The sequence below is a fragment of the Pseudoalteromonas sp. S1609 genome (assembly GCF_005887255.1).
Classification (GTDB): Bacteria; Pseudomonadota; Gammaproteobacteria; order Enterobacterales; family Alteromonadaceae; genus Pseudoalteromonas.
Window position 1 is genome coordinate 1 of record NZ_PNDJ01000052.1, and the last position, 22,157, is coordinate 22,157.

The window sequence follows — 22,157 nt, forward strand, 5'->3', positions numbered from 1 at the left end:
ATGTTCTATATCTTCAATTAAAAGTTTTATGTCTTTCGACAGCTCAATGAATTCTGAATTTATTTAATATCTTTCGATATTGAATTGACTGTGCTGAATAACTACCTAAGTAATTATTCTGTTGGTCACTCAGTTTTAATTGAGACTCTAAATTTGTTTGCCTCACTTAGTAAACTAAGCTTGGCTGTTAGAACTCAATCTGTACGAGTGCCCACACAGATGATTGCTTTATATTGTTAAAGAACGTTGCGATTAAAGCGTTAAACTTTATCTCGCTAGGGCTGCGCATATTACGCTTTCCTATTTTTTTGTCAACACTTAATTTTGTTAAACTTAAAAGTTTTCAGAACTAAGTTTTACTCGACTCACTGAGTAGCTCGTGCCTCGCTATGCGTTGCGTTCTGCCGTCTCAGTGGTGTCGCATTATAGGGAGATCCGAAAACAGATCAACCCTTTTTTGAAGAAAACTTGAAATAAATGACTGTTCGCTGGATATTTAGACTAAACGCTTAAAAAGACAACTAAACCTAATCATATTTCGCCTTTAAAGCTGTAAAAACTTATTTTTTGGAAAAATCTTTTCATAGTTATTGTAGCGATTACCAAGAAAACAAATTGTTTAGCTTTATATGGCCATTTAGATTAGTGGCGAATAAGTACATCAGGCAAGGGCTCTACTATTATAAAGTTAATGAGCTATTGGTGGGTATCAACTATTTCGAACTTTTTTTGTTAATAACTATTAACTGTAAAAGTCGTTACATGGTCATATATTTATTAGTCTAAATAGCTTTACATATAAATAGAAAGATAGCAGTCCTAAACGCTCGCATTATGATTCGTCGATTCTAGTTAGACTATTTTATTAGATGAAAGGAATGAGAATAAATTTGCTATTAATAATAGAGCTAAAAGCTTTATTCATTTTGTGTGAATTTTAGATATTAAAAAGCCGAGCATAAGCTCGGCTTTTTGGTGTCTCTTTAAGACTTACTCTGCAGACTGCGCGTCTTCTTGAACTTCTTCGCTCGCCGCTGGGCGACCAACTAGTTCAATATAAGCCATTGGTGCATTATCACCAGCACGGAAGCCACACTTAAGAATACGAGTGTAACCACCTGGACGATCCGCATTACGAGGACCGATTTCACTGAATAACTTACCAACTACTTCATTATCACGCGTGCGAGCAAACGCTAAACGGCGATTTGCTACACTGTCAGTCTTAGCCAGTGTGATTAAAGGTTCAATTACACGGCGTAACTCTTTCGCTTTAGGCAAAGTAGTTTTGATGATTTCATGTTTCACCAAAGAACCTGCCATATTGCTGAACATCGCTTTACGATGGCTACTGTTACGGTTTAATTGACGACCACTCTTACGATGGCGCATGACCCTATCCTTCTAACTAAACTAATATAGTGATTTAGATTATTCAGCTAGGCTTGCAGGCGGCCAATTTTCTAGGCGCATGCCTAGAGAAAGACCACGTGAAGCTAGCACGTCTTTTATTTCAGTTAGAGACTTCTTACCTAGATTAGGCGTTTTAAGAAGCTCAACTTCAGTGCGCTGAACTAAATCACCGATATATTGAATTTGCTCGGCTTTCAAACAGTTTGCTGAACGTACTGTTAATTCAAGATCATCAACTGGACGAAGTAGAATAGGATCGAATTCTGGCTTCTCTTCTTTCTCTTCTGGCTCAGTTACATCACGTAAATCTACGAATGCATCTAATTGCTCAGCTAAGATAGTAGACGCACGGCGGATCGCTTCTTCAGGATCTAAGGTGCCGTTTGTTTCCATATCAATGATTAACTTGTCTAAATCTGTACGTTGCTCAACACGGGCTGATTCAACCGAGTACGCAATACGTTCAACTGGGCTGAATGATGCATCAAGCAGCAATCGACCAATTGGACGCTCATCGTCATCAGAGGATAAACGACTAGATGCCGGCACATAACCACGACCACGCTCAACACGAATACGCATGCTGATCTCGCTGTTATTTGTTGTTAAATTACAAATAACATGATCTGGGTTAGCAATTGTTACATCGCCATCGTGCTGAATATCTGCCGCAGTCACAGGGCCTACACCAGATTTAGTCAGGGTCAGAAAAACTTCATCTTTGCCTTCTAACGTTACCGCTAGACCTTTAAGGTTTAGTAGTATTTCAATGATGTCTTCTTGTACGCCTTCTTTCGCGCTGTACTCATGCAATACACCGTCGATTTCAACTTCAGTTACTGCACATCCAGGCATAGATGATAACAGTATACGGCGTAAGGCATTACCCAAAGTGTGACCAAAGCCACGCTCGAGTGGTTCTAAAACTACTTTAGAACGCGTTGGGTTGATAGCGTCGATATCGACTAACCTTGGTTTTAGAAATTCTGTAACAGAACCCTGCATTTTATCCTCTCTTAACTCTTAACTTTACTTAGAGTAAAGTTCGACGATTAGTTGTTCATTAATGTCCGCAGACAGATCTGAACGCTCAGGTAGGCGCTTGAAGCTACCTTCCAATTTCTTACCGTCAACTTCAACCCAAGTCGGCTTTTCACGTTGCTCAGCCAACTCTAGAGCAGCGATGATACGTGCTTGTGTTTTAGACTTCTCACGAATTACAACAGTATCTTCTGGAGTAATTACGTATGAAGGAATATTCACAACACGACCATTAACTAGAATCGCTTTGTGGCTTACTAACTGACGTGCTTCAGCGCGTGTGCTAGCAAAACCCATGCGATATACAACATTGTCTAAACGTTGCTCTAAAAGCTGTAACAAGTTTTCACCTGTGTTGCCTTTAAGGCGAGCAGCTTCTTTGTAGTAGTTACGGAATTGCTTTTCTAATACACCGTAAATACGACGTACTTTTTGCTTTTCACGTAATTGTAAACCGTAATCAGATAAGCGTCCTTTACGAGCGCCGTGCTGACCAGGTGCAGTCTCAAGTTTACACTTAGAGTCGATAGCTCTTACGCCGCTCTTAAGGAACAGGTCAGTACCTTCACGACGACTCAGCTTGAGCTTAGGGCCCAAATATCTTGCCATGTTATTTCTCCTAACCTATTGTTAAACGCGACGTTTCTTCGGTGGACGACAACCATTATGTGGTATTGGCGTCACGTCAGTAATGTTGGTGATACGGTAACCAGCAGCATTCAAAGCACGTACAGCAGATTCACGACCTGGACCTGGACCTTTGATGAAAACTTCTAGATTTTTTAAACCGTATTCTTGAGCAGCAGTACCTGCACGCTCTGCAGCAACCTGAGCAGCGAATGGAGTAGATTTACGTGAACCACGGAAACCTGAACCACCGGCAGTAGCCCATGATAGTGCATTACCTTGACGGTCGGTAATCGTTACAATAGTGTTGTTGAAAGACGCATGAACATGAGCCATACCATCAGCAACTTGCTTTTTAACCTTTTTACGACGAATTGGTGTCTTAGCCATTTTACTATCCCCTTATCGCTTAATAGGCTTACGAGGACCCTTACGGGTACGCGCGTTAGTCTTTGTTCTTTGACCACGAAGTGGTAAAGAGCGACGGTGACGTAGGCCACGGAAACAACCAAGGTCCATAAGGCGCTTGATATTCAAAGTAACTTCACGACGAAGGTCACCTTCTACAGTGTACTTGCCAACTGCTTCACGCAGTACGTCAAGTGTTTCGTCTGAAAGTTCACCGATTTTTGTGGTCTCGGCGATACCAGTCGCTTCTAAGATAGCCTTAGAGCGAGTCTTACCTATGCCATAAATAGCTGTTAAACCAATAACTGCATGTTTATGATCAGGGACGTTAATGCCAGCGATACGGGCCACTAACACATCTCCTATATTTGAATTTGGTAATCATCTGTTTGAAAAGCCCGTAAGGATACTCAAACGAAGACCAAATCACAACTAAAAACACAGGCCGAGAAACCTCAGCCTGCACGACTGTTTACTTAGCCTTGCCTTTGCTTATGCTTAGGCTCACTGCAAATTACGCGTACTACACCAGCACGTTTAATAACTTTACAGTTACGGCATATTTTCTTAACGGAAGCACGTACTTTCATTGCTCAACTCCGTAAACTGACCTTATCGACCGTAGCCTTTAAGGTTCGCTTTTTTCAGCACAGAATCATACTGATGTGACATCAGATGCGTCTGTACTTGTGCCATAAAGTCCATGATTACAACAACGATAATCAAAATTGATGTACCGCCGAAATAGAATGGCGTTTGCCATGCCATAGTCATGAATTCGGGCACCAGACAGATAAAGGTTATATACAAAGCACCTGCCAATGTCAGGCGTGTCATCACTTTATCAATGTATTTAGATGTCTGCTCACCTGGACGAATACCTGGGATAAATGCGCCAGATTTTTTCAGGTTGTCTGCTGTTTCACGCGGGTTAAAAACCAACGCTGTGTAGAAAAAGCAGAAGAAGATGATAGCCGCAGCTAAAACCATTGCATACAAAGGCTGACCTGGAGTCAACGTTGTAGCAATTGCTTGTAGCACATCAGCAACCGGACCTTCACCCTGGCCGAACCAGCTTGCAATTGTACCAGGGAACAGAATTATACTGCTAGCGAAGATTGGTGGAATAACACCCGCCATATTTACTTTCAGAGGTAAATGCGTGCTTTGAGCAGCAAATACTTGACGACCTTGTTGACGTTTGGCGTAGTTAACAACAATACGTCGTTGACCACGTTCAAAGAATACAACAAGATAAGTAACAGCGAATACTATAACCGCAACCATCAACAGTACAAAAACATTCAAATCACCTTGGCGCGCCATTTCGGCTGTCGAACCAATAGCAGACGGCAGGTTAGCTACAATACCAACAAATATTAGAACTGAGATACCGTTACCGATACCACGTTCTGTTATCTGTTCGCCCAACCACATAAGGAACATAGTACCGGTTACTAAACTCACCACTGCGGTGAAGTAGAATCCCATACCTGGGTTAACAACTAACCCGTTCATCATGCCCGGTAAGCTTGTGGCAATACCGATTGATTGGATAGTAGCAAGCACAAGCGTGCCGTAGCGTGTGTACTGGCTTATCTTTTTACGCCCTTGCTCACCTTCTTTCTTAAGCTCTATAAACGGCGGATACATATGCGTTAATAGTTGCGTAATAATCGAAGCCGAGATATACGGCATGATACCCAGTGCTAACACTGAAGCTCGCTCAAGCGCACCACCGCTAAACATGTTGAACATCTCAACAATGGTGCCCTTTTGTTGCTCGAAGAAATCGGCAAGTACAGCGGCGTCAATCCCAGGGATCGGCACAAATGAACCTAGACGGTAAATTATGATAGCACCCAATACGAAGAGTAATCGGCGCTTCAATTCCGAAAGTCCACCTTGTGCACTTTGTGTATCTTGACCTGGTTTAGCCATTAGTACTTCCTTAGTCTTCTACCTTGCCTCCGGCAGCTTCGATAGCTTCGCGTGCACCTTTAGAAGCCTTAAGGCCTTTAACGGTAACAGCGCGTGAAACTTCGCCAGATTTAACAACTTTAACGAACTGAACGTTCTTTTTAACTAGACCAGCTGCTTGTAACGCGCTTAGGTCTACCACATCGCCTTCAACTTTAGCGATTTCGTATAGGTTAATTTCTGCAGATACTAAAGATTTGCGAGAAGTGAAACCGAACTTAGGTAGACGACGTTGCATAGGCATTTGACCGCCCTCAAAACCAACGCGTACTTTACCGCCAGAACGTGATTTTTGACCTTTGTGACCACGGCCACCAGTCTTACCAAGACCAGAACCGATACCACGACCAACACGTTTTGGAGCAGTTTTTGAACCTGCAGCAGGTGAAAGTGTATTCAAATGCATCGAATTACCCCTCTACCTTAACCATGTAATAAACCTGGTTGATCATACCACGCACACATGCTGTGTCTTCTAACTCAACAGTGTGATTGATACGACGTAAACCAAGACCGCGTAATGTAGCTTTATGCTTCGGTAAACGACCGATAGAGCTTTTTACTTGTGTTACTTTTACAGTTTTATTAGCCATGGTTTACCCCAAAATCTCATCTACTCGAAGACCACGTTTTGCAGCGATCGACTGAGGAGAATTCATGTTCTCAAGAGCTGAGATCGTTGCACGTACAACGTTGATCGGGTTAGTAGAACCGTAACATTTAGAAAGTACGTTCTGCACACCAGTCACTTCAAGTACTGCACGCATAGCACCACCTGCAATGATACCAGTACCTTCAGATGCTGGTTTCATAAACACTTGTGAGCCAGCATGACGTCCTTTAACAGGATGCTGTAATGTGTTGCCATTTAGGTCTACGTTGATCATGTTACGACGTGCTTTTTCCATTGCTTTTTGAATAGCAGCTGGAACTTCACGTGCTTTACCATAACCGAAACCTACTTTACCTGCGCCATCACCAACTACAGTTAGTGCAGTAAAGCTAAAGATACGACCACCTTTAACTACTTTAGACACACGGTTCACCGCGATTAGCTTTTCAGCTAAATCAGGCTGTTGTTGCTTTGCTTCTACGTTAGCCATTGTCTACTCCTAGAATTGCAAACCGGCTTCACGCGCAGCATCAGCTAGCGCCTTCACACGGCCGTGATATTTAAAGCCACTGCGATCAAAAGCAATCTTTTCGATGCCTTTGTCAGCCGCACGTTCAGCAACCGCTTTACCAACTGCTTGTGCAGCTGCAACGTTGCCTGTGCCTTTAACTGTTTCGCTAATAGCTTTCTCAACAGTAGAAGCAGCAGCCAGTACATTACCCTCAGCGTTTACAACTTGAGCGTAAATGTGACGTGGCGTGCGGTGGATAACAAGACGCGTTGTGCCTTGTTCAATATAATTTCTACGAGTGCGTTTAGCACGACGTAGACGAGCTGTTTTTTTATCCATCGTCTTACCTTACTTCTTCTTAGCCTCTTTACGGCGTACATTCTCATCTGAATAACGAACACCTTTACCTTTATAAGGCTCAGGTTTACGGTATGCACGAATGTTAGCAGCTGTTTGACCAACTAACTGCTTGTCTACGCCCTTAACTAGAACTTCTGTTTGGCTTGGAGTTTCAATCGTAATTCCTTCAGGAACTGCGAAATTAACTGGGTGCGAGAAACCAAGAGTTAAGTCTAAAACTTTGCCCTTAGCTGCAGCACGGTAACCAACACCTACTAACTGAAGTTTCTTCTCGTAACCTTCATGCGTACCAACAACCATGTTGTTGATTAGAGCGCGAGCAGTACCTGCTTGTGCCCATGCATTGGCTACGCCTTCACGAGGTAAAGTTGTAATAACGTTGTCGTTAACTTGTACTTCAACAGCATTGTTGATAGTACGAGTAAGTTCACCGTTTTTGCCTTTAACTGTGATTTCCTGGCCTTTTAATGTAACTTCTACACCGGCAGGAACGTTTATTGGTGCCTTTGCTATGCGAGACATAGTTCCCCTCCGATTAAGCTACAAAACCAATGATTTCACCACCAACGCCTGCACTACGTGCTGCGCGGTCTGTCATTAGGCCTTTAGAAGTTGATACGATAGCGATACCTAAACCACCCATTACCTTCGGTAATTCGTCACGTCTCTTATAGATACGTAGACCAGGGCGACTTACACGCTGGATATTTTCAATAACAGCTTTGCCTTCGAAGTACTTTAACTCGATAGAAAGCTCAGGTTTAACATCACCACTTACTGCGAAGTCTGCGATGTAACCTTCATTTTTTAATACATTAGCTACTGCTACTTTCAGTTTCGAATTAGGCATCGTTACAGATACTTTCTTCGCTGACTGACCGTTACGGATTCGTGTAAATAAATCCGCGATAGGATCTTGCAAGCTCATAGTCTTACTCCCATGATTCTATTACCAGCTAGCCTTTTTAAGGCCAGGAATTTCACCGCGCATAGCTGCTTCGCGAACTTTAATACGGCTCATGCCGAATTTGCGAAGGAAACCATGTGGGCGGCCCGTAATGTTACAACGATTACGTTGACGTGCAGGGCTAGAATCACGAGGTAAAGCTTGTAGCTTAAGTACCGCGTCCCAACGATCATCTTCAGATGTATTAACATCACTGATGATAGCTTTTAGTGCTGCACGCTTTTCAGCGTACTGAGCAACTAGTTTAGTGCGCTTTGCTTCGCGCGCTTTCATAGAATTCTTTGCCATAACCCTACCCTTATTTCTTGAATGGGAAGTTAAACGCTTCTAACAACGCACGGCCTTCCTCATCTGATTTCGCAGATGTAGTGATTGTGATATCCATACCGCGTACACGGTCTACTTTATCATAATCAATTTCTGGGAAGATGATTTGTTCACGTACGCCCATGCTGTAGTTACCACGTCCATCAAAAGACTTAGCACTTACACCACGGAAGTCACGGATACGTGGGATAGCGATTGAAACCAAACGCTCAAAAAAGTCCCACATACGCTCGCCGCGTAGGGTTACTTTACAACCAATCGGGTAACCTTCACGCACTTTGAAGCCAGCAACAGATTTGCGTGCTTTAGTGATTAAAGGTTTCTGACCAGAGATAGCTTCTAGATCCGCAACAGCGTTATCTAAAATCTTCTTGTCAGCTAAGGCTTCGCCCACACCCATGTTTAATGTGATCTTTTCGATCTGAGGGACTTGCATGACAGAGCTGAAACCAAACTTCTCTTGAAGTTCAGCAACTACTTTGTCTTTATATACTTCATGCAGTTTCGCCATCATTCTACTCCAACTATTAGATAGTTTTACCAGTAGATTTAAAGATACGTAATTTCTTACCATCTTCAATCTTGAAACCTACACGATCTGCTTTGCTCGTTTCCGAGTTGTAGATCGCAACGTTTGATACGTCGATAGACGCTTCTTTCTCAACAATACCGCCAGCTTGGTTCAACTGTGGAACCGGCTTTTGATGTTTCTTGATTAAGTTAATGCCTTCGACAAATACTCGACCAGACTCGGTTACAACTGAAAGCACTTTGCCGCGCTTACCTTTGTCTTTACCTGCTAGTACGATTACTTCGTCATCACGACGGATTTTTGCTGCCATGATAGACTCCTTACAGTACTTCTGGGGCTAGTGAAACGATTTTCATGAACTTTTCATTACGAAGTTCGCGAGTCACAGGGCCGAAAATACGAGTACCAATAGGCTGCAAGTTATCATTTAAGATAACAGCCGCATTGCTGTCGAAACGGATCAATGAACCGTCTGGACGACGAACGCCTTTTTTGGTACGCACAACTACCGCGTTTTTAACATCACCTTTCTTCACTTTACCGCGAGGAATCGCTTCTTTTACAGAAACTTTAATGATATCGCCAATCGCTGCATAGCGACGGTGTGAACCACCAAGGACTTTTATACACTGCACTTTGCGAGCGCCGCTGTTATCAGCAACTTCCAGCTGAGTTTGCATTTGGATCATGTTAATGACCTCCGGTGTAGTAATTACAACTTGTCTTAAATTTGTTTAAAATCAAGACATTTCGATTGAATTCCACTCAAAAAACATACTAGATGTCTCTTAAGGGCGGGCAATTGTATCAGCATTGAGAGGGGAGTGGTAGGTTATTTTTTAATTAATTTAATGCGGACGCTAAATTAGAAACTGGTTTTTTATGCTATTTATCTAAATTACAGGTGGTTATAAAACAAACAAGGCATCTCAGCGATGCCTTGTTTTATATCAGTAATTAAAATTAGCCAAACAAACCTTTTAATTTGTCTTTAATTTTGTCTTTAGCTTTTTCTTTTGCTTCATCTTTAACCGCACTGCCTATATCTAATTTTATGCCAACATCATGAAATGGGCCTTTTATCCTCAGGGGAATTTTAAAGCCAGTGCTATCATCGGTAGTACCTTGACCTTCAATAGAATCAACTAAACCTGTTACTAGGCGGTAATTAACCAGAGTTTGCGGTAAATCAACATCTCCTTCACCTGAAATACGTATTAAAGGGCTGATCAACGATAAATCAGTATTTTTGCCTACGCCATTGGTAAAGTTAAAACTACCAGAAAGTGCAGAGAAATCTGTTTTCTCAGATTCCTCAAATCCTGTATCTAATCCCTCAGACACGGCATTAAAGTTGCCTTTAACTAGCTCTTTACCCTTACGCACCATTTCCGCTACGTTTGCTCCCTTAACTGCACCATCCGCGAATTTGAACCCCAGCTTACCATTGAGCGCGTTAATAAACGTTTTTTGGCTTTGCCCTACTGTAGTTAAATTCCAGTTTAAAGAGCCTTTACCCATTAATTTATCAAAACCGGCAGCATCAGTAAGTAAGGGCTGTGCCTCTATTTTATCTAAGTCGAAGTTGGTCGCTATTTTATAAGGGGTATTTTGGGCATTGATAGTAACCCCCCCTGTACCTGTTCCTTCATAAGCGGCAAAGCTATCTAAGCTTAATTTAGCAATGCTATTTTTAAGTTCTACAGTAAACTGGTTAGCGCCGAGTTTAATGTCGTTAGCTTTTAAACCGCTTGAACGAATAATCATATTTGCATCTAATGCACTTAAGCCACTTAAATCAATTTTAGTATCATCCCATACAATCGGTTCTGCAGGCTTTGACTCGCCTTTTGCAGGGGCTTCTTTTTTAGCTACGGTTTCTGGTAAGTAAGGATTTAAATCAAGCATGCCTAAGTCAATATCAGCATTAACCGCTAAACGACTGCCTAGATTCACCTTACTTTTACCTTTAATCTCGAGTGCATCGAGCGTTGCAACTAATTCAGTTAGGTTGAACTCTTCACCGAGCAGGTGCATTTGGGCATTGATACTAAAGGCATTAAACGCATTGCTTTTAGCGTTTAAGTCAACCCCTTGCCAGTTAGCAATATTTTTAACTGAATCACCGTTAAGTGCTAATAATCCATTAATATCTTGGCCTTGTTTGGCTATGCTGCCATCAAACGTTAAATCTACTAAACGTGAGTTAAGTTTTTGCTTTACATTAAATGTGGCGCCTTCAATCGCTTTTGCTGGAGTATCAAGTTTTACATCAAGCTCAAATCGCTCTTGCATATAAGTAATAGCACCGGTTACTTCGAGCTGTTTGCGCAGTGAAGGCAGTAATATAGCCAGTTCTAAATCGCTAATTTGTTGTTTAGCACCCGTTTGACCATCTAAATATGTAAACGACCCGCCATAAATAGCGACTTCACCTAATTGAATATCAAAGTTTTCAGGTAGTTTGACTGCCTCACCCGATTGAATTTGCTGCTCAGGTTGCTTGGCCACTGCACCAAATAACTGCCAGTTAGCTTTACCGCTTTTATCGGTTTCTAGCAAAATATCAGGTTCATTAATGACAAACTTTTCTAGCTTTAACTCGCCACCGAGTAATGAAAGCCACGGAATATGAACTGCAAGTTGCTGCATACTTGCCATATCAGCGCGAGAGCCGCTAGGTATATTGGCAAAATGCACATCATTAAGCTCCAGCTTTAATGCAGGGAATACACTGAGGGTTTTATCGCCCTTTATGGTTAATGTGCGCCCGGTTGTTTTTTCAACCTGCTCAGACACTTTATTAAAAATGGTATCAGTAGGAATTAAAAAAGGTGCAGCAACAATTAACGCTATGCATAGCAATAATATGACACCAATAATTTTAAATAAGGTCTTCATGATCATCCTTTCAAACGTGCAAATAATGCTCTTATCATAGCGAGAGTTAGCGCGAAAAGCATTGTTAAACAAATAAAAATGTATTAACCATAGCTATCCTCTTTCTAAATTAGGTTTTGAAGACTCACTTTAATAAACTTAAAGATTCACGCTTCTGATTACATTCCTTTAATTGTTCGGTATGATGCGCGCCCCTGTTGTATTTAGCCTAAATAAGCTAAAATAAAGCGACTAAAAAGTATATCTAACCGGAGAGTCTACAAGGCATGAAGAAACTGCTAATTTCACCGTCAAAAATGGCATTAGGCGAGCAAGAAAGTCAAATTTACCAAAACATTCTGAAGCAATCTTCAGAGCTAAGCCTAAACCTGATGGCTGTGAAAGTGGAAAACCATCCAGAAGACTTTTTAGGTTGGTGTTACGAGCTATTAAGCGCAAGCCGCGACCGCATTAATTATGACTTACTCGAAACCCCACAATTACCATTATTAAAAAAGCTGCATGACCAACTTATTTCAGCCATTAGCTTTTTACAATTAAAAACATTACGGGTAGCGCCTTGGCCAGTAGTGAGTATGTTTGTAGAGCAACATAAAGAACTGGTGGCACTTGATGAGCAGTTACGTTTAACTACTTATATTGCAGGCCTACGTGAAAAATCGTTAAAAGATATGATCCCTGAAGACTTACTCGCTTTTAGCGGTAAGCATATGGCATCACTCGATCCGAGTACTTATAACTTTGATGTAGAATGGTTTGCCTCTACCAAAAGCGCCAAAGGTTTTCACCAGATGCTGGCTGACCTGCCAGGTGCCTTCGACGATGCGCTTAGCAACATTCCACTTGAGGGTGATGTAGCCCAAACTGATTATCAGCAATTTGTAGTTGCTTACTTGAGTGCATTTAATGGTAGTGATGAAAAACCAACACTGGCACCTGCCACCCGCTTATTAGCAATGCGCCGCCCTGATGTATTTACACCAATAAGCAATAGCCGCTTAGATGCACTTTGCTCAGCTTTAGGTATCACCAAATTAAATAACCGCGACTTTGAGCGTTATTGGCAAGATGTAGTACAAAGTATTCACGCTATGTCATGGTTTAAAATGGCCAACGCTGGTAATGAACTAGAAACCCAATTAGTAGATATTAAAGCGCTTATACCTTGCTTTTTTTACTATGCAGATACTAACACTGCTGATAACTCTAACTACATTAAGCTACTTAATAAACCTACACGTAGCACTTCTAGCAGCAGTAAAGCGCCACGCCGAGGTAAAGAATCTGCTGAGATTTTAGTGGACCGCGCTCTTGCTGCTGATGATATCCCAGAACATATTCGTGCTAAACGTGACTCCATTATTAGCGAAGTACAGAAAGGTCGTGGCGTAAACGAAACAATTACCCTAATGCGCACCATATTTGGTTAATTAATCAACAAGTAAACCCAAATGGCCTAGCAGCGCTTTGATGGTGCAGCTAGGCTACTTTTTGCACCAGCAAAGTGAACCTTTAAAATAATCACTTTTGTATACCTACCTCATGTTATTTTCAATACATTGTTTTAAATAATAAAAATAATTTATAAACAAATAAGTTTAATTTGGCACACACAGTGCAAATACCCCATTAGTAACATAATAAAATGCCGCCAAACAAAAGGTTGTAGTCATTCATAATAAAAAGCCTTGGCGTGCAAAATCATACAATGGGAAATAAGACATGCTAAAACTACAAAAAACAATATTGATCAGTGCATTGGCATTAACAGGAATGACATCAACTACTGCATTTGCTGAAGTAACAGCAAATGCAGCAGCCACTTCTAACTACTTATGGCGCGGACAAGAGCAAACTGGGGGCGATGCAGCTGTATCTGGCGGTATTGATTACGCTAATGAATCTGGCTTTTATGCGGGTACTTGGGCGTCAAATGCGTCTTGGGCCGATGAAATGACCTACGAGCTAGACATATACGCAGGTTTTGGCGGCGCAATCAATGAAAGCGTGAGTTATGACGTAGGTTATATTTATTACGCGTACCCAGATGCGGCATCAGGTGCCGATGCAGATTTTTCTGAAGTTTACGGTAGCATTAGTGTGCAAGGTTTTACATTTGGTGCAGCCGTACTTGCAACTTCTGCTGCCAATGGTGACGGTACTGATTTTGGTGATTCATTGTATTTAAATGCCGATTACAGCTTCGCTGTTGGTAGCAATGGCACAGAAATGGCGCTACATATAGGTCATTACTCAGGCGATTTCATCGGTGATGACAATATCATTGATTATGGTGTATCGGTGTCTAAAGACGGTTTTACTTTTGGCCTATCAGATAACGACATGGACGGCTCTGATGTAAAAGCCTATGTAGCCTACGCTGTAGACTTTAACCTATAAAAATGTGTCACTTGCTGCAACACTAAGGGCCGCAAGGCCCTTTCTCGTTTCATTGAGATCTTACTGCTACTCAAATTTGTTTTTGCTAAAATTTTTTTACTGCCAGTTTATTTTTATGATTGAATAAGCTTAATAACACTTGCTTAGAAATGAGCCTATCGGTATAAAAACCAAACACTCTAAAAATAAGAAGCGAACAGCCATGCAAGATCACAAAAGCCAACCATTAACCGATTTTATAGAATACCCGCCAGAGGAAATGCTCGAGCGAGCGAATGAGTTTTTACAAACTAGCCAACGCCGCCATAGTATTCGCAGCTTTAGTAACCGCCAGGTGCCAAAAGAAATAATCGAAACCTGTATAAAAGCGGCAGGTACAGCACCTAGTGGCGCAAACCACCAGCCTTGGCATTTTGTGGCCATTAATAGCGCAGATGTTAAAAAGCAAATTCGTGAAGCAGCCGAGAAATTAGAACGCTCATTTTATGAAGGTCGCGCAGGCGAAGAATGGCTTGATGCATTAAAACCATTAGGCACCGATGCTAATAAACCCTATTTAGAGCACGCACCATGGTTGATTGCAGTGTTTAGTCAAAAAAAGGGAGGTGTAAATACGGACGATAAAAACACCAATTACTATGTGCATGAATCAGTAGGGCTGGCCACTGGTTTTTTAATTCAAGCACTACACCGAGCAGGCCTTGCAACCTTGACCCACACGCCAAAACCAATGAGCTTTTTAACCGATATTTGTGGTCGCGACAAAGATAACGAGCGCCCTTACATGCTATTAATTGCAGGCTACCCCGATGAGCATGCAACGGTACCACTGCATGCACTTGATAAAAAGTCGCTGGATGAAATAGCCACTTTTATTTAACCTGAACTCTGGTTATTCAGTTATTGGTTGATAATCCACTGCTATTTTATCGCCAGCTTTAAGGCCCGTAATAATATGTTGCTGATTATCAATCTGCTCACCTAAGCGCACAAAACGACGCTCAATTTTGTCAGCGTTAATGACATACATCATACTGAGCTGTCCAAAGTCATGTATCCAATTAGGGTTAACAAGCACACCTTGGGTGTTTTCAAACGGTAAATGCAATTGTGCATATAACCCAGGGATCATTCCTGACTGTGGCTCAATTTCTAGCCGGATCAGTAAGCTACGTGCAGCGTTATCAACGACTGGTACAATTTCACTGATATTTGCAACCGTTGTTAGGTTGAGCGAAGGTAAACTCACGTTTAAACGATCGCCTAACTTAAGCTTTACTGCTTGTTGCTCTCGTACATTAAAAGCAAGTTGAAGTTGCTTTGGATTATAAAGCGTTAACAACGGTATACCAGGTGTGGCTGTATCGCCAGGTTCAGCTAAACGTTCAACAACGACACCAGATATAGGGGCTTTAATTTGCGTGTAGTTAAGTGATACCTGCGCCTGGGTTTGCTGCTGCTTTGCTCCAGCTAAATTGGCAGTTAAGTTATCAAATTTTGCTTTAGCATCATCAAGCTCACTCACGGGTACTAACCCTTTTGCCTGTAACTCAGTTACTCTAGTAAGTTGCTTTTTAGCTTGGTTTAATGAGGCTTGCACCGCATTAATATTTGCCTCACTTTGTGCCAGCATCGCTTTAAAGTCATCTTGCTTTAGGGTGATTAATAAGTCACCTTTGCTAACCTTATCACCGGCGCGCACTTTAAATTGCTTTACTTGTGCCATTACATTTGACGAAATTTGGGTGTTTTGTTTCGCAATTACACTCCCTGGTACATGCTCTGTTCGCGAAATAGTTTGCAGCTCAACAGTGACCACCTCACCTTGATATTGAGTAACTGAAATCTCTTTTAACCCTGCAGGTTGTTTATTACTAAAGCTACCGGCCATGTATAGCACTGCTACAATAACCACAACCAATGCACTGATTGCACCTAAAACTTTTGATTTACCCTGCATGTGCTTCTTCCTCTGGGTTTGTAAACACTAAATAATAAACAAGCGGTACAACAAACAACGAAAACACAGTAGACGCCACGATGCCAAAAATAATTGCTATGGCTAATCCGCTAAATACTGGGTCAAGTGTGATCACTAAGTTACCTAATAAAGTAGTTCCGGCGGTTAATAATACTGGGCGCATTCGTACCGACCCTGCAGCAATAAGTGCCTCTTTTATTGCCATCCCCTGAGCGCGTGCTTGGTTAATGAATTCGACTAAAATAAGTGAATTACGTACTACAATACCTGCTAAGGCAATCATGCCTATCATCGCAGTAGCGGTAAATAATACTGGCTCAGGAGCCCCTGCTATGGTGCGTTCACCAAATTGATTGAGTAACCAAAATCCAGGCATAATACCAATCACTGTTAATGGAATGGCCGACATAATAATCAGCGACAAACTAACAGATTGAGTTTGAATACGTAAAATAATAAATATAGCACTGAGCGCAAAGGCAAAAGCAATGCCCATATCCCTGAACACATCAATGGTGATACGCCACTCACCTTCACCACTAAAGTTAACATCAGTTCCTTGCGGTAATTGCCATGGCGCGGTTCCGCCATTATTAAAAAAGTGCCGTGTTAACCACACGCTTTTTTCAAACCCATGATCACTTGCATTTAAATCGGCATTTACATCCGCAATAATCTCTGCAGGCGTGCGTCCATTTAGTTCCGCCATCACATAAATAACGTCACGCTGATCTTTACGCATTAGTGTGTCGGCTACGTTTAATGATTTAAACTCTCCCAGCTCTGAAAGCGATACTAAAGGCCTTGGTGCACTTGTTATACCTAACTCATTACTGGTTTTAGCTAAGTCCCTATCCCCTCTTACTTGCAGCGCAAGTAATTGTGAAAGCTGATTACGTTCGCTATAAGGCAATTGTAATTGTATAGGGACTGGCTGAGTTTCATCGCTTACGTACAACACTCCAACCTGTTGCCCCTGCGAAGCAATACTGAGTGTTTGTGCAATATTTTGGGTAGTAATAGCACTGAGCGCAGCTTTGGATTTATCTGTAATAAAGCGCTGTAATGGCGCAGGAGCAACCAAAGAGGTATCAACCTCAACAACATGAGGCTCTTGGCGTAAACGTGCTGCAACATGTTGAGCAGCCTGCCTATGGGTATGCTTATCAACAAAGGGATCACGATACACTTCAGCGACTAAAGTGCTCAACACCGGTGGCCCAGGTGGTACCTCAACCACTTTAATAACAATGCCATTTTTTGCTAAAGGAGCAAGTTGTTCGCGTAACCGCATAACCACCCCATGGGATTGATGATCTCGTGCTGATTTATCCACCAGCAATACTCTGAGCTCTGCTAAGTTAGCAGCTTCACGGCGATAATAACCACGCACCATGCCATTAAAATCCATGCTGGAGGGCTGCCCAATATATGCGGCTATTTCACTTACTTCATTTAACTGCCACGTGAGGGTTTGAATTTGCTTAGTAAAAGCAGCTGTGCTCTCTAGATTAGTACCCTCTGGCATATCTATAAGTACTTGCAGCTCATTTTTGTTATCAAAGGGCAGGAGTTTTAATGGTACCAAGCGCATCACGGGTAACATGGCACTGATAATAAACAATCCTAATGTTATCCATAGCACCCATTTAGCTCGCACTTTTGAGGCAAGTAATGGACTGAGTAATCGTTGGTATAAACCCGCTTTAGGCTCAAGCTCAGGTTGTTCTAGGGTGTTTGGTTTAAGCAATTTCATTGCCAACCATGGGGTGACAAAAAAGGCTACCAAAGTAGATACCATCACACTAATGGGCACGTTGAACGCCATAGGTGCCATGTATGGCCCCATCATGCCGGTAATAAACGCCAGTGGAATAAACGCCACCATTATAGTGAGTGTCGACATAAGCAAGGCATTTCGAATTTCGCTCATTGCGCCAACAACATGCTGTTTTTTATCGCCTTTGTTATTTATAAAGCGACTAATATTATCAATACCCGTGATTGGGTCGTCTACCAGTAAGCCTAATGATAAAATAAGCGCAAATAAGGTCACCCGGTTAATGGTGTAACCAAATGCAAAATCTAATGAGAGTGTAATGCCATAACAAATAGGAACCGCCAGCCCAACCACTACGGCAGGGCGCCAACCTAAAAACACGCCAACAAATATCACCACAGTAAACACTGCAAACACTAAACTTGATGTGAGGTTATTTACTTTTTCATTCGCAGTTTGGCCATAATCTCTGAGTACTGTATAGCTAACTTCTGGTGGTAATAAGGTATTTGTAAGTTCATTCATCATGGTATGAACATCATTTGCAACAGCAACCGCATTAGTCCCTGTTTGCTTGGCTACGCTTAAAGTAACCATAGGCAACTGCTGCTGATCAGTAGATTGTGCTAACCATTGGTAATGCTCAGTTTCACCAGGGCCATCGCTTACTGTTGCAATGTCCATCAAGTAAACACTTTTACCATTAACCACATTAACAACTAATTGCTCTACCGCTGATTGTGTTCTTAGTACATCACCTGCCTGAATAGCAATTTGCTGCTGATTATCAACCACATTTCCCACTTGGGTGAGTTGGTTTGATACATTTAATGCGTAAAAAACATCGTTTACCGTGGTTTGATGGGCAGCCAGTGCGCTGGCATTTAAATTGATGGTAAGAGTACGTGTACGCCCCGAAATTACTTTAACTTCACTGGTATGCTCAATGCGTTGTAAACTATTAGCAATTTCGTTAGCAAAACGGGTTAGTTCATAATCACCATAGAGTTGCGGGTCTTTACTGTAGAGACCTAACATCACAATAGGCACGTCATCTACTTCTATTGGGCGAATTTGCCAACTTTTGATCACCGATGCCATTGTATGCTGATAACTATTTAGTTTTGCGTAGGTATCTAAAATAGCTTGTTCGCGGTTGTGCCCTACTTCAAAACGCAGCGTAACCACTGTACTGTTAGTTTGTGTGGTTGAGTAAATATGCTCAACTCCCACAAACTGGGCCAGTAACTTTTCGAGCGGTTGAGTTACTAACCTAGCGACTTCAGGCGCCTCAACGTTAGGTGCAGATACATAAATATCGAGCATGGGCACAGTAATTTGTGGCTCTTCTTCTCGAGGTGTCTGATTTAGTGCAAATACCCCAAGTAACAAAGACATCACAAAAATAATAATCGGAATGCGACCACTTAAACTACTTTTTACCGCATTGTCTATTAAGCTCATCGCACTTAGCCCTTACAAAATAACCCATACAAGGTACCAAGCAGAACGACTGCATTTTCATCAATGACACGATAATAAATTGTTTGGCTCTCGCGGCGCGTAGCTACAATATTTGCTTTACGCAGCGCTGCTAAATGCTGTGATAACGCAGACTGCGCTAATGGCACGGCTTCATTAAGCTGAGACACGCTCATCTCGGAGTCTTGCAAAGAACATAAAATCATTAAGCGATTTTTATTGGCTAAAATTTTTAATAGCTGCTCAGCTTGTTCTACATTGCCGGCCATGGCAGTAAAGTCAATATTCATACTATGCTCTTATTCTAAAATAGAGCCTGAGTATAAGACGTTAGGTTAGAAAAGTCTAATATTAGATTTTACTAATATAGATATATCTAATATAGTAGCTGTACTGAATTAAATAACTGGCCTACTATAATGAAACTAAACAATGCACTCAGACTAATCGCTGGCATAATGATTATTGTGTCGCTTTTATTGCAAACTTATCACGATCCTAAGTGGATTTACTTTACAGCTTTTATCGCAGTAAATTTAATTCAATCAGCTTTTACTAGCTGGTGCCCAATGATCACTTTATTACGCAAACTTGGCTTTAAGGAATAAACACCATGCTTACACCCATTCCCGATTTACTAAAAATAATTACTCCTAATCAGCGCCGTATTGATGCCGAACAAGCAAAGAAAGAACTTGAGCAAAATAAAGGCTTACTGATTGATGTGCGTGAACCCGCTGAACATGCCACCAAAGCAGCTACTGGCGCAATTAACATTCCACGCGGGTTACTTGAAATGAAACTTATGGAAATAGAAAAAGACGCGGCCCGTCCTATTTATTTACATTGCGCTAGTGGCGCGCGTGCAACATTAAGTGCTGAGGCACTGACTCGAGTAGGTTACAGAAATGTGACAGTTATCACCTGTGATGCAACGAAAGTGTTGAATACATTCTAATTTTTAACAAAAAAGTAACCTTAATGTGGTACGATTTGCTTTTTATACTTTATAGGTACAAAGCAATGACGCTTACACGAAGAACTTTTTTAAAAGCCTCGGCAGCAGGATTTGGGGTCGCAGTCTTATCGTTAGGGTTAACGGGTTGTCGGTTTGATGATGAAGATGATAATTTTATTGACGTTAGTTTTAACCATGGCGTTGCTAGTGGCGACCCACTAGCAGATAGCTTAATTTTATGGACTCGCGTTACACCAAAAGATCCAGCAACCAGCCGTATTAAAGTGCAATGGCAAGCTGCGACAGATGAAAATTTCACCTCTATTAGTCACGATGGTGAAGCCTATATAAGTGCAGCCACAGACTTTACTCTCAAAATTGACTTACAAGGCCTTGATCCCAACACAACGTATTACTACCGCTTTAAATCAAATGGTAAAACCTCTCCTATTGGCACAGGTAAAACATTACCAACAGGCAATATTGATCAAGTAAAGCTGGCAGTTGTGTCGTGCGCTAATTACCCTGCTGGCTTTTTTCATGTTTATGGTGAAATAGCAAAGCAACCTGACTTAGATGCGGTACTCCATTTAGGCGATTACATATACGAATATGGAAATAATGGCTACGCTACTGAAGACGCAACTAGCTTAGGTCGCTTACTACCTGAAGATAACAGCAATGAAATTATTAGCTTAACTGACTATCGTAAACGCTATGCCCACTACCGCACCGATAGCAATTTACAAGCAGCTCACAGCAATTGCGCCTTTATAACAGTATGGGACGACCATGAGGTTACTAATGATACTTGGCGTGAAGGTGCAGAAAACCATAATGATGGTGAAGGTGAATTTAGCGCGCGTAAACTACATGCCCTACAAGCCTACTTTGAATGGATGCCTATACGTAATGTAGCCGATAAAGAACGTATTTATCGCCGTTTTGAATTTGGTAATTTAGTGTCGCTATACATGCTAGATACCCGTGTGCTCGCTCGTGATGAACAACTCAACTATGCTGATTTTGATTTAACTAGCGCACAAGGACAAAGCGATTTTGTTAGTGCTGTTAGTTCGCCCACACGCGCATTACTGGGTAGTGAACAACTAACCTGGCTCACCGATGGTATGACAACCTCAAACTCAAAATGGCAAGTACTTGGCCAACAAGTGTTAATGACCAAGATGCACCTGCCGTTTGAAGTACTACAGCTTTTAGTGAGCCTACAAGTAAGCCAAGCAAATGGTGCTGACACTGGCGCCCTGCTTGCTCAAGCATCAGCATTATTTGCTGAGCTGGCACAAATTAAAGGCCGTATTCTAGCTGGTGATCCAACAGTAACTGATGCAGAGCGTGCGCGTGTTGATACCACCGCACCTTACAATTTAGATGCCTGGGACGGCTACGCCTATGAGCGTGAGGTACTGCTTGGTACAGCTATTGCTGCACAAAAAAACTTAGTGGTGTTAGCCGGCGATACTCACAATGGTTGGGCTGGGCAATTAAAAACTGATGCGAGCAATCCAATAGCCGCATCACAAAATGCGGGAGTTGAGTTTGCCACCTCTTCAGTGTCTTCGCCAGGTCTTGAAAAATACTTAGCACTAAATACACAGGGCCCTGAAGTTACAGTTCAAATGGAGCAAGTTCTTGCTTTACTTGTAAACGACTTGGCTTATAGCAATTTGGCTGACCGAGGTTATCTAACAGTTACCTTCACTCAAGAACAAGCAAGCGCTAAGTGGAATTATGTAAGCAGCATAAAAACAACCTCTTACGAAATGCAAACCGAGCGCAGCAAAGAATTACGTATGCTAGCAGGTCAGCCTGAAATACAAGGGTAAATTACTCTAAACACGAGAAAACCAATCTA

27 protein-coding genes are annotated in these 22,157 nt (G+C 41.8%); 6 read left to right on the forward strand and 21 right to left on the reverse strand.

What is annotated here, in order from left to right; translation table 11 throughout:
• Window positions 1-990: 990 nt before the first annotated feature.
• The 18 genes from rplQ to CWB76_RS13535 form a co-directional block, all read right to left on the reverse strand.
• Entirely contained in the window at window positions 991-1,392 is a 402-nt protein-coding gene (rplQ, locus tag CWB76_RS13450) for a 50S ribosomal protein L17 (RefSeq protein ID WP_008115370.1), read from the reverse strand.
• 39 nt (window positions 1,393-1,431) lie between these two features.
• Complete coding sequence (locus CWB76_RS13455) at window positions 1,432-2,418, reverse strand: DNA-directed RNA polymerase subunit alpha (protein ID WP_008115371.1); 987 nt, start codon at window positions 2,416-2,418, stop codon at window positions 1,432-1,434.
• A gap of 24 nt (window positions 2,419-2,442) precedes the next feature.
• The gene (gene rpsD, locus CWB76_RS13460; protein ID WP_002959461.1) at window positions 2,443-3,063 is read right to left on the reverse strand and encodes a 30S ribosomal protein S4; all 621 of its coding nucleotides are present in this window, start codon (window positions 3,061-3,063) and stop codon (window positions 2,443-2,445) included.
• A gap of 21 nt (window positions 3,064-3,084) precedes the next feature.
• On the reverse strand, window positions 3,085-3,471 hold the full coding sequence (gene rpsK / locus CWB76_RS13465) for a 30S ribosomal protein S11 (protein ID WP_002959471.1): 387 nt from the start codon (window positions 3,469-3,471) through the stop codon (window positions 3,085-3,087).
• A gap of 12 nt (window positions 3,472-3,483) precedes the next feature.
• Entirely contained in the window at window positions 3,484-3,840 is a 357-nt protein-coding gene (gene rpsM, locus CWB76_RS13470) for a 30S ribosomal protein S13 (RefSeq protein WP_008115377.1), read from the reverse strand.
• A gap of 125 nt (window positions 3,841-3,965) precedes the next feature.
• The gene (gene rpmJ / locus CWB76_RS13475) at window positions 3,966-4,079 is read right to left on the reverse strand and encodes a 50S ribosomal protein L36 (protein WP_002959476.1); all 114 of its coding nucleotides are present in this window, start codon (window positions 4,077-4,079) and stop codon (window positions 3,966-3,968) included.
• 22 nt (window positions 4,080-4,101) lie between these two features.
• Window positions 4,102-5,430 (reverse strand): preprotein translocase subunit SecY, encoded by a 1,329-nt coding sequence (secY, locus tag CWB76_RS13480; protein WP_008115380.1) that lies wholly within the window; start codon window positions 5,428-5,430, stop codon window positions 4,102-4,104.
• 10 nt (window positions 5,431-5,440) lie between these two features.
• The gene (gene rplO, locus CWB76_RS13485) at window positions 5,441-5,875 is read right to left on the reverse strand and encodes a 50S ribosomal protein L15 (protein ID WP_008115382.1); all 435 of its coding nucleotides are present in this window, start codon (window positions 5,873-5,875) and stop codon (window positions 5,441-5,443) included.
• A gap of 4 nt (window positions 5,876-5,879) precedes the next feature.
• On the reverse strand, window positions 5,880-6,062 hold the full coding sequence (rpmD, locus tag CWB76_RS13490) for a 50S ribosomal protein L30 (protein ID WP_008115384.1): 183 nt from the start codon (window positions 6,060-6,062) through the stop codon (window positions 5,880-5,882).
• A gap of 3 nt (window positions 6,063-6,065) precedes the next feature.
• A complete protein-coding gene (gene rpsE / locus CWB76_RS13495) occupies window positions 6,066-6,572 on the reverse strand; it encodes a 30S ribosomal protein S5 (RefSeq protein WP_008115387.1) in 507 nt (168 codons plus the stop codon).
• Between the two features lie 9 nt (window positions 6,573-6,581).
• Window positions 6,582-6,932, reverse strand: a complete 351-nt coding sequence (rplR, locus tag CWB76_RS13500; RefSeq protein WP_008115388.1) for a 50S ribosomal protein L18 — start codon at window positions 6,930-6,932, stop codon at window positions 6,582-6,584.
• A gap of 9 nt (window positions 6,933-6,941) precedes the next feature.
• The gene (gene rplF / locus CWB76_RS13505; protein WP_008115390.1) at window positions 6,942-7,475 is read right to left on the reverse strand and encodes a 50S ribosomal protein L6; all 534 of its coding nucleotides are present in this window, start codon (window positions 7,473-7,475) and stop codon (window positions 6,942-6,944) included.
• 13 nt (window positions 7,476-7,488) lie between these two features.
• On the reverse strand, window positions 7,489-7,881 hold the full coding sequence (gene rpsH / locus CWB76_RS13510) for a 30S ribosomal protein S8 (RefSeq protein ID WP_008115392.1): 393 nt from the start codon (window positions 7,879-7,881) through the stop codon (window positions 7,489-7,491).
• Between the two features lie 21 nt (window positions 7,882-7,902).
• Window positions 7,903-8,208: a 30S ribosomal protein S14 gene (gene rpsN / locus CWB76_RS13515; protein WP_006794245.1), complete on the reverse strand. Its 306-nt coding sequence runs from the start codon at window positions 8,206-8,208 to the stop codon at window positions 7,903-7,905.
• A 10-nt stretch (window positions 8,209-8,218) separates the two neighbouring features.
• Window positions 8,219-8,758, reverse strand: a complete 540-nt coding sequence (rplE, locus tag CWB76_RS13520) for a 50S ribosomal protein L5 (protein ID WP_010392500.1) — start codon at window positions 8,756-8,758, stop codon at window positions 8,219-8,221.
• A 16-nt stretch (window positions 8,759-8,774) separates the two neighbouring features.
• Window positions 8,775-9,089, reverse strand: coding sequence for a 50S ribosomal protein L24 (gene rplX, locus CWB76_RS13525; RefSeq protein WP_004589210.1), 315 nt, complete (start codon window positions 9,087-9,089; stop codon window positions 8,775-8,777).
• 10 nt (window positions 9,090-9,099) lie between these two features.
• Window positions 9,100-9,468 carry a 50S ribosomal protein L14 gene (gene rplN, locus CWB76_RS13530; RefSeq protein WP_008115397.1) on the reverse strand — a complete coding sequence of 123 codons (369 nt, stop codon included), beginning with the start codon at window positions 9,466-9,468 and terminating at the stop codon, window positions 9,100-9,102.
• A 274-nt stretch (window positions 9,469-9,742) separates the two neighbouring features.
• Entirely contained in the window at window positions 9,743-11,680 is a 1,938-nt protein-coding gene (locus tag CWB76_RS13535) for an AsmA family protein (protein ID WP_138608288.1), read from the reverse strand.
• A 266-nt stretch (window positions 11,681-11,946) separates the two neighbouring features.
• On the opposite strand from CWB76_RS13535, the gene CWB76_RS13540 reads away from it, so the two are divergent.
• The 3 genes from CWB76_RS13540 to CWB76_RS13550 all read left to right on the forward strand — a co-directional run bounded on the left by CWB76_RS13540 (window position 11,947) and on the right by CWB76_RS13550 (window position 14,960).
• Window positions 11,947-13,110 carry a hypothetical protein gene (locus tag CWB76_RS13540; protein ID WP_138608290.1) on the forward strand — a complete coding sequence of 388 codons (1,164 nt, stop codon included), beginning with the start codon at window positions 11,947-11,949 and terminating at the stop codon, window positions 13,108-13,110.
• 292 nt (window positions 13,111-13,402) lie between these two features.
• Window positions 13,403-14,080: a TorF family putative porin gene (locus CWB76_RS13545; RefSeq protein WP_138608292.1), complete on the forward strand. Its 678-nt coding sequence runs from the start codon at window positions 13,403-13,405 to the stop codon at window positions 14,078-14,080.
• 202 nt (window positions 14,081-14,282) lie between these two features.
• Window positions 14,283-14,960, forward strand: coding sequence for a nitroreductase family protein (locus CWB76_RS13550; protein WP_138608294.1), 678 nt, complete (start codon window positions 14,283-14,285; stop codon window positions 14,958-14,960).
• A gap of 12 nt (window positions 14,961-14,972) precedes the next feature.
• On the opposite strand, the gene CWB76_RS13555 is transcribed toward CWB76_RS13550, so the two are convergent.
• Genes CWB76_RS13555 through CWB76_RS13565 form a run of 3 tightly spaced genes read right to left on the reverse strand, consistent with a single transcriptional unit; the run spans window position 14,973 to window position 19,613 of the window.
• Window positions 14,973-16,040, reverse strand: coding sequence for an efflux RND transporter periplasmic adaptor subunit (locus CWB76_RS13555; RefSeq protein ID WP_138608296.1), 1,068 nt, complete (start codon window positions 16,038-16,040; stop codon window positions 14,973-14,975).
• Window positions 16,030-19,305 (reverse strand): efflux RND transporter permease subunit, encoded by a 3,276-nt coding sequence (locus CWB76_RS13560; RefSeq protein ID WP_138608298.1) that lies wholly within the window; start codon window positions 19,303-19,305, stop codon window positions 16,030-16,032. Before CWB76_RS13560 ends, CWB76_RS13555 begins: the two co-directional genes overlap by 11 nt.
• A 5-nt stretch (window positions 19,306-19,310) precedes the next feature.
• The gene (locus CWB76_RS13565) at window positions 19,311-19,613 is read right to left on the reverse strand and encodes an ArsR/SmtB family transcription factor (RefSeq protein WP_010392476.1); all 303 of its coding nucleotides are present in this window, start codon (window positions 19,611-19,613) and stop codon (window positions 19,311-19,313) included.
• Between the two features lie 129 nt (window positions 19,614-19,742).
• On the opposite strand from CWB76_RS13565, the gene CWB76_RS13570 reads away from it, so the two are divergent.
• The 3 genes from CWB76_RS13570 to CWB76_RS13580 all read left to right on the forward strand — a co-directional run bounded on the left by CWB76_RS13570 (window position 19,743) and on the right by CWB76_RS13580 (window position 22,128).
• Window positions 19,743-19,931 (forward strand): YgaP family membrane protein, encoded by a 189-nt coding sequence (locus CWB76_RS13570; RefSeq protein WP_010392474.1) that lies wholly within the window; start codon window positions 19,743-19,745, stop codon window positions 19,929-19,931.
• A 5-nt stretch (window positions 19,932-19,936) separates the two neighbouring features.
• Window positions 19,937-20,281: a rhodanese-like domain-containing protein gene (locus CWB76_RS13575; RefSeq protein WP_138608299.1), complete on the forward strand. Its 345-nt coding sequence runs from the start codon at window positions 19,937-19,939 to the stop codon at window positions 20,279-20,281.
• Window positions 20,282-20,346: 65 nt separating this feature from the next.
• Window positions 20,347-22,128, forward strand: a complete 1,782-nt coding sequence (locus CWB76_RS13580; protein ID WP_138608301.1) for an alkaline phosphatase D family protein — start codon at window positions 20,347-20,349, stop codon at window positions 22,126-22,128.
• The last annotated feature ends 29 nt before the right edge of the window (window positions 22,129-22,157 follow it).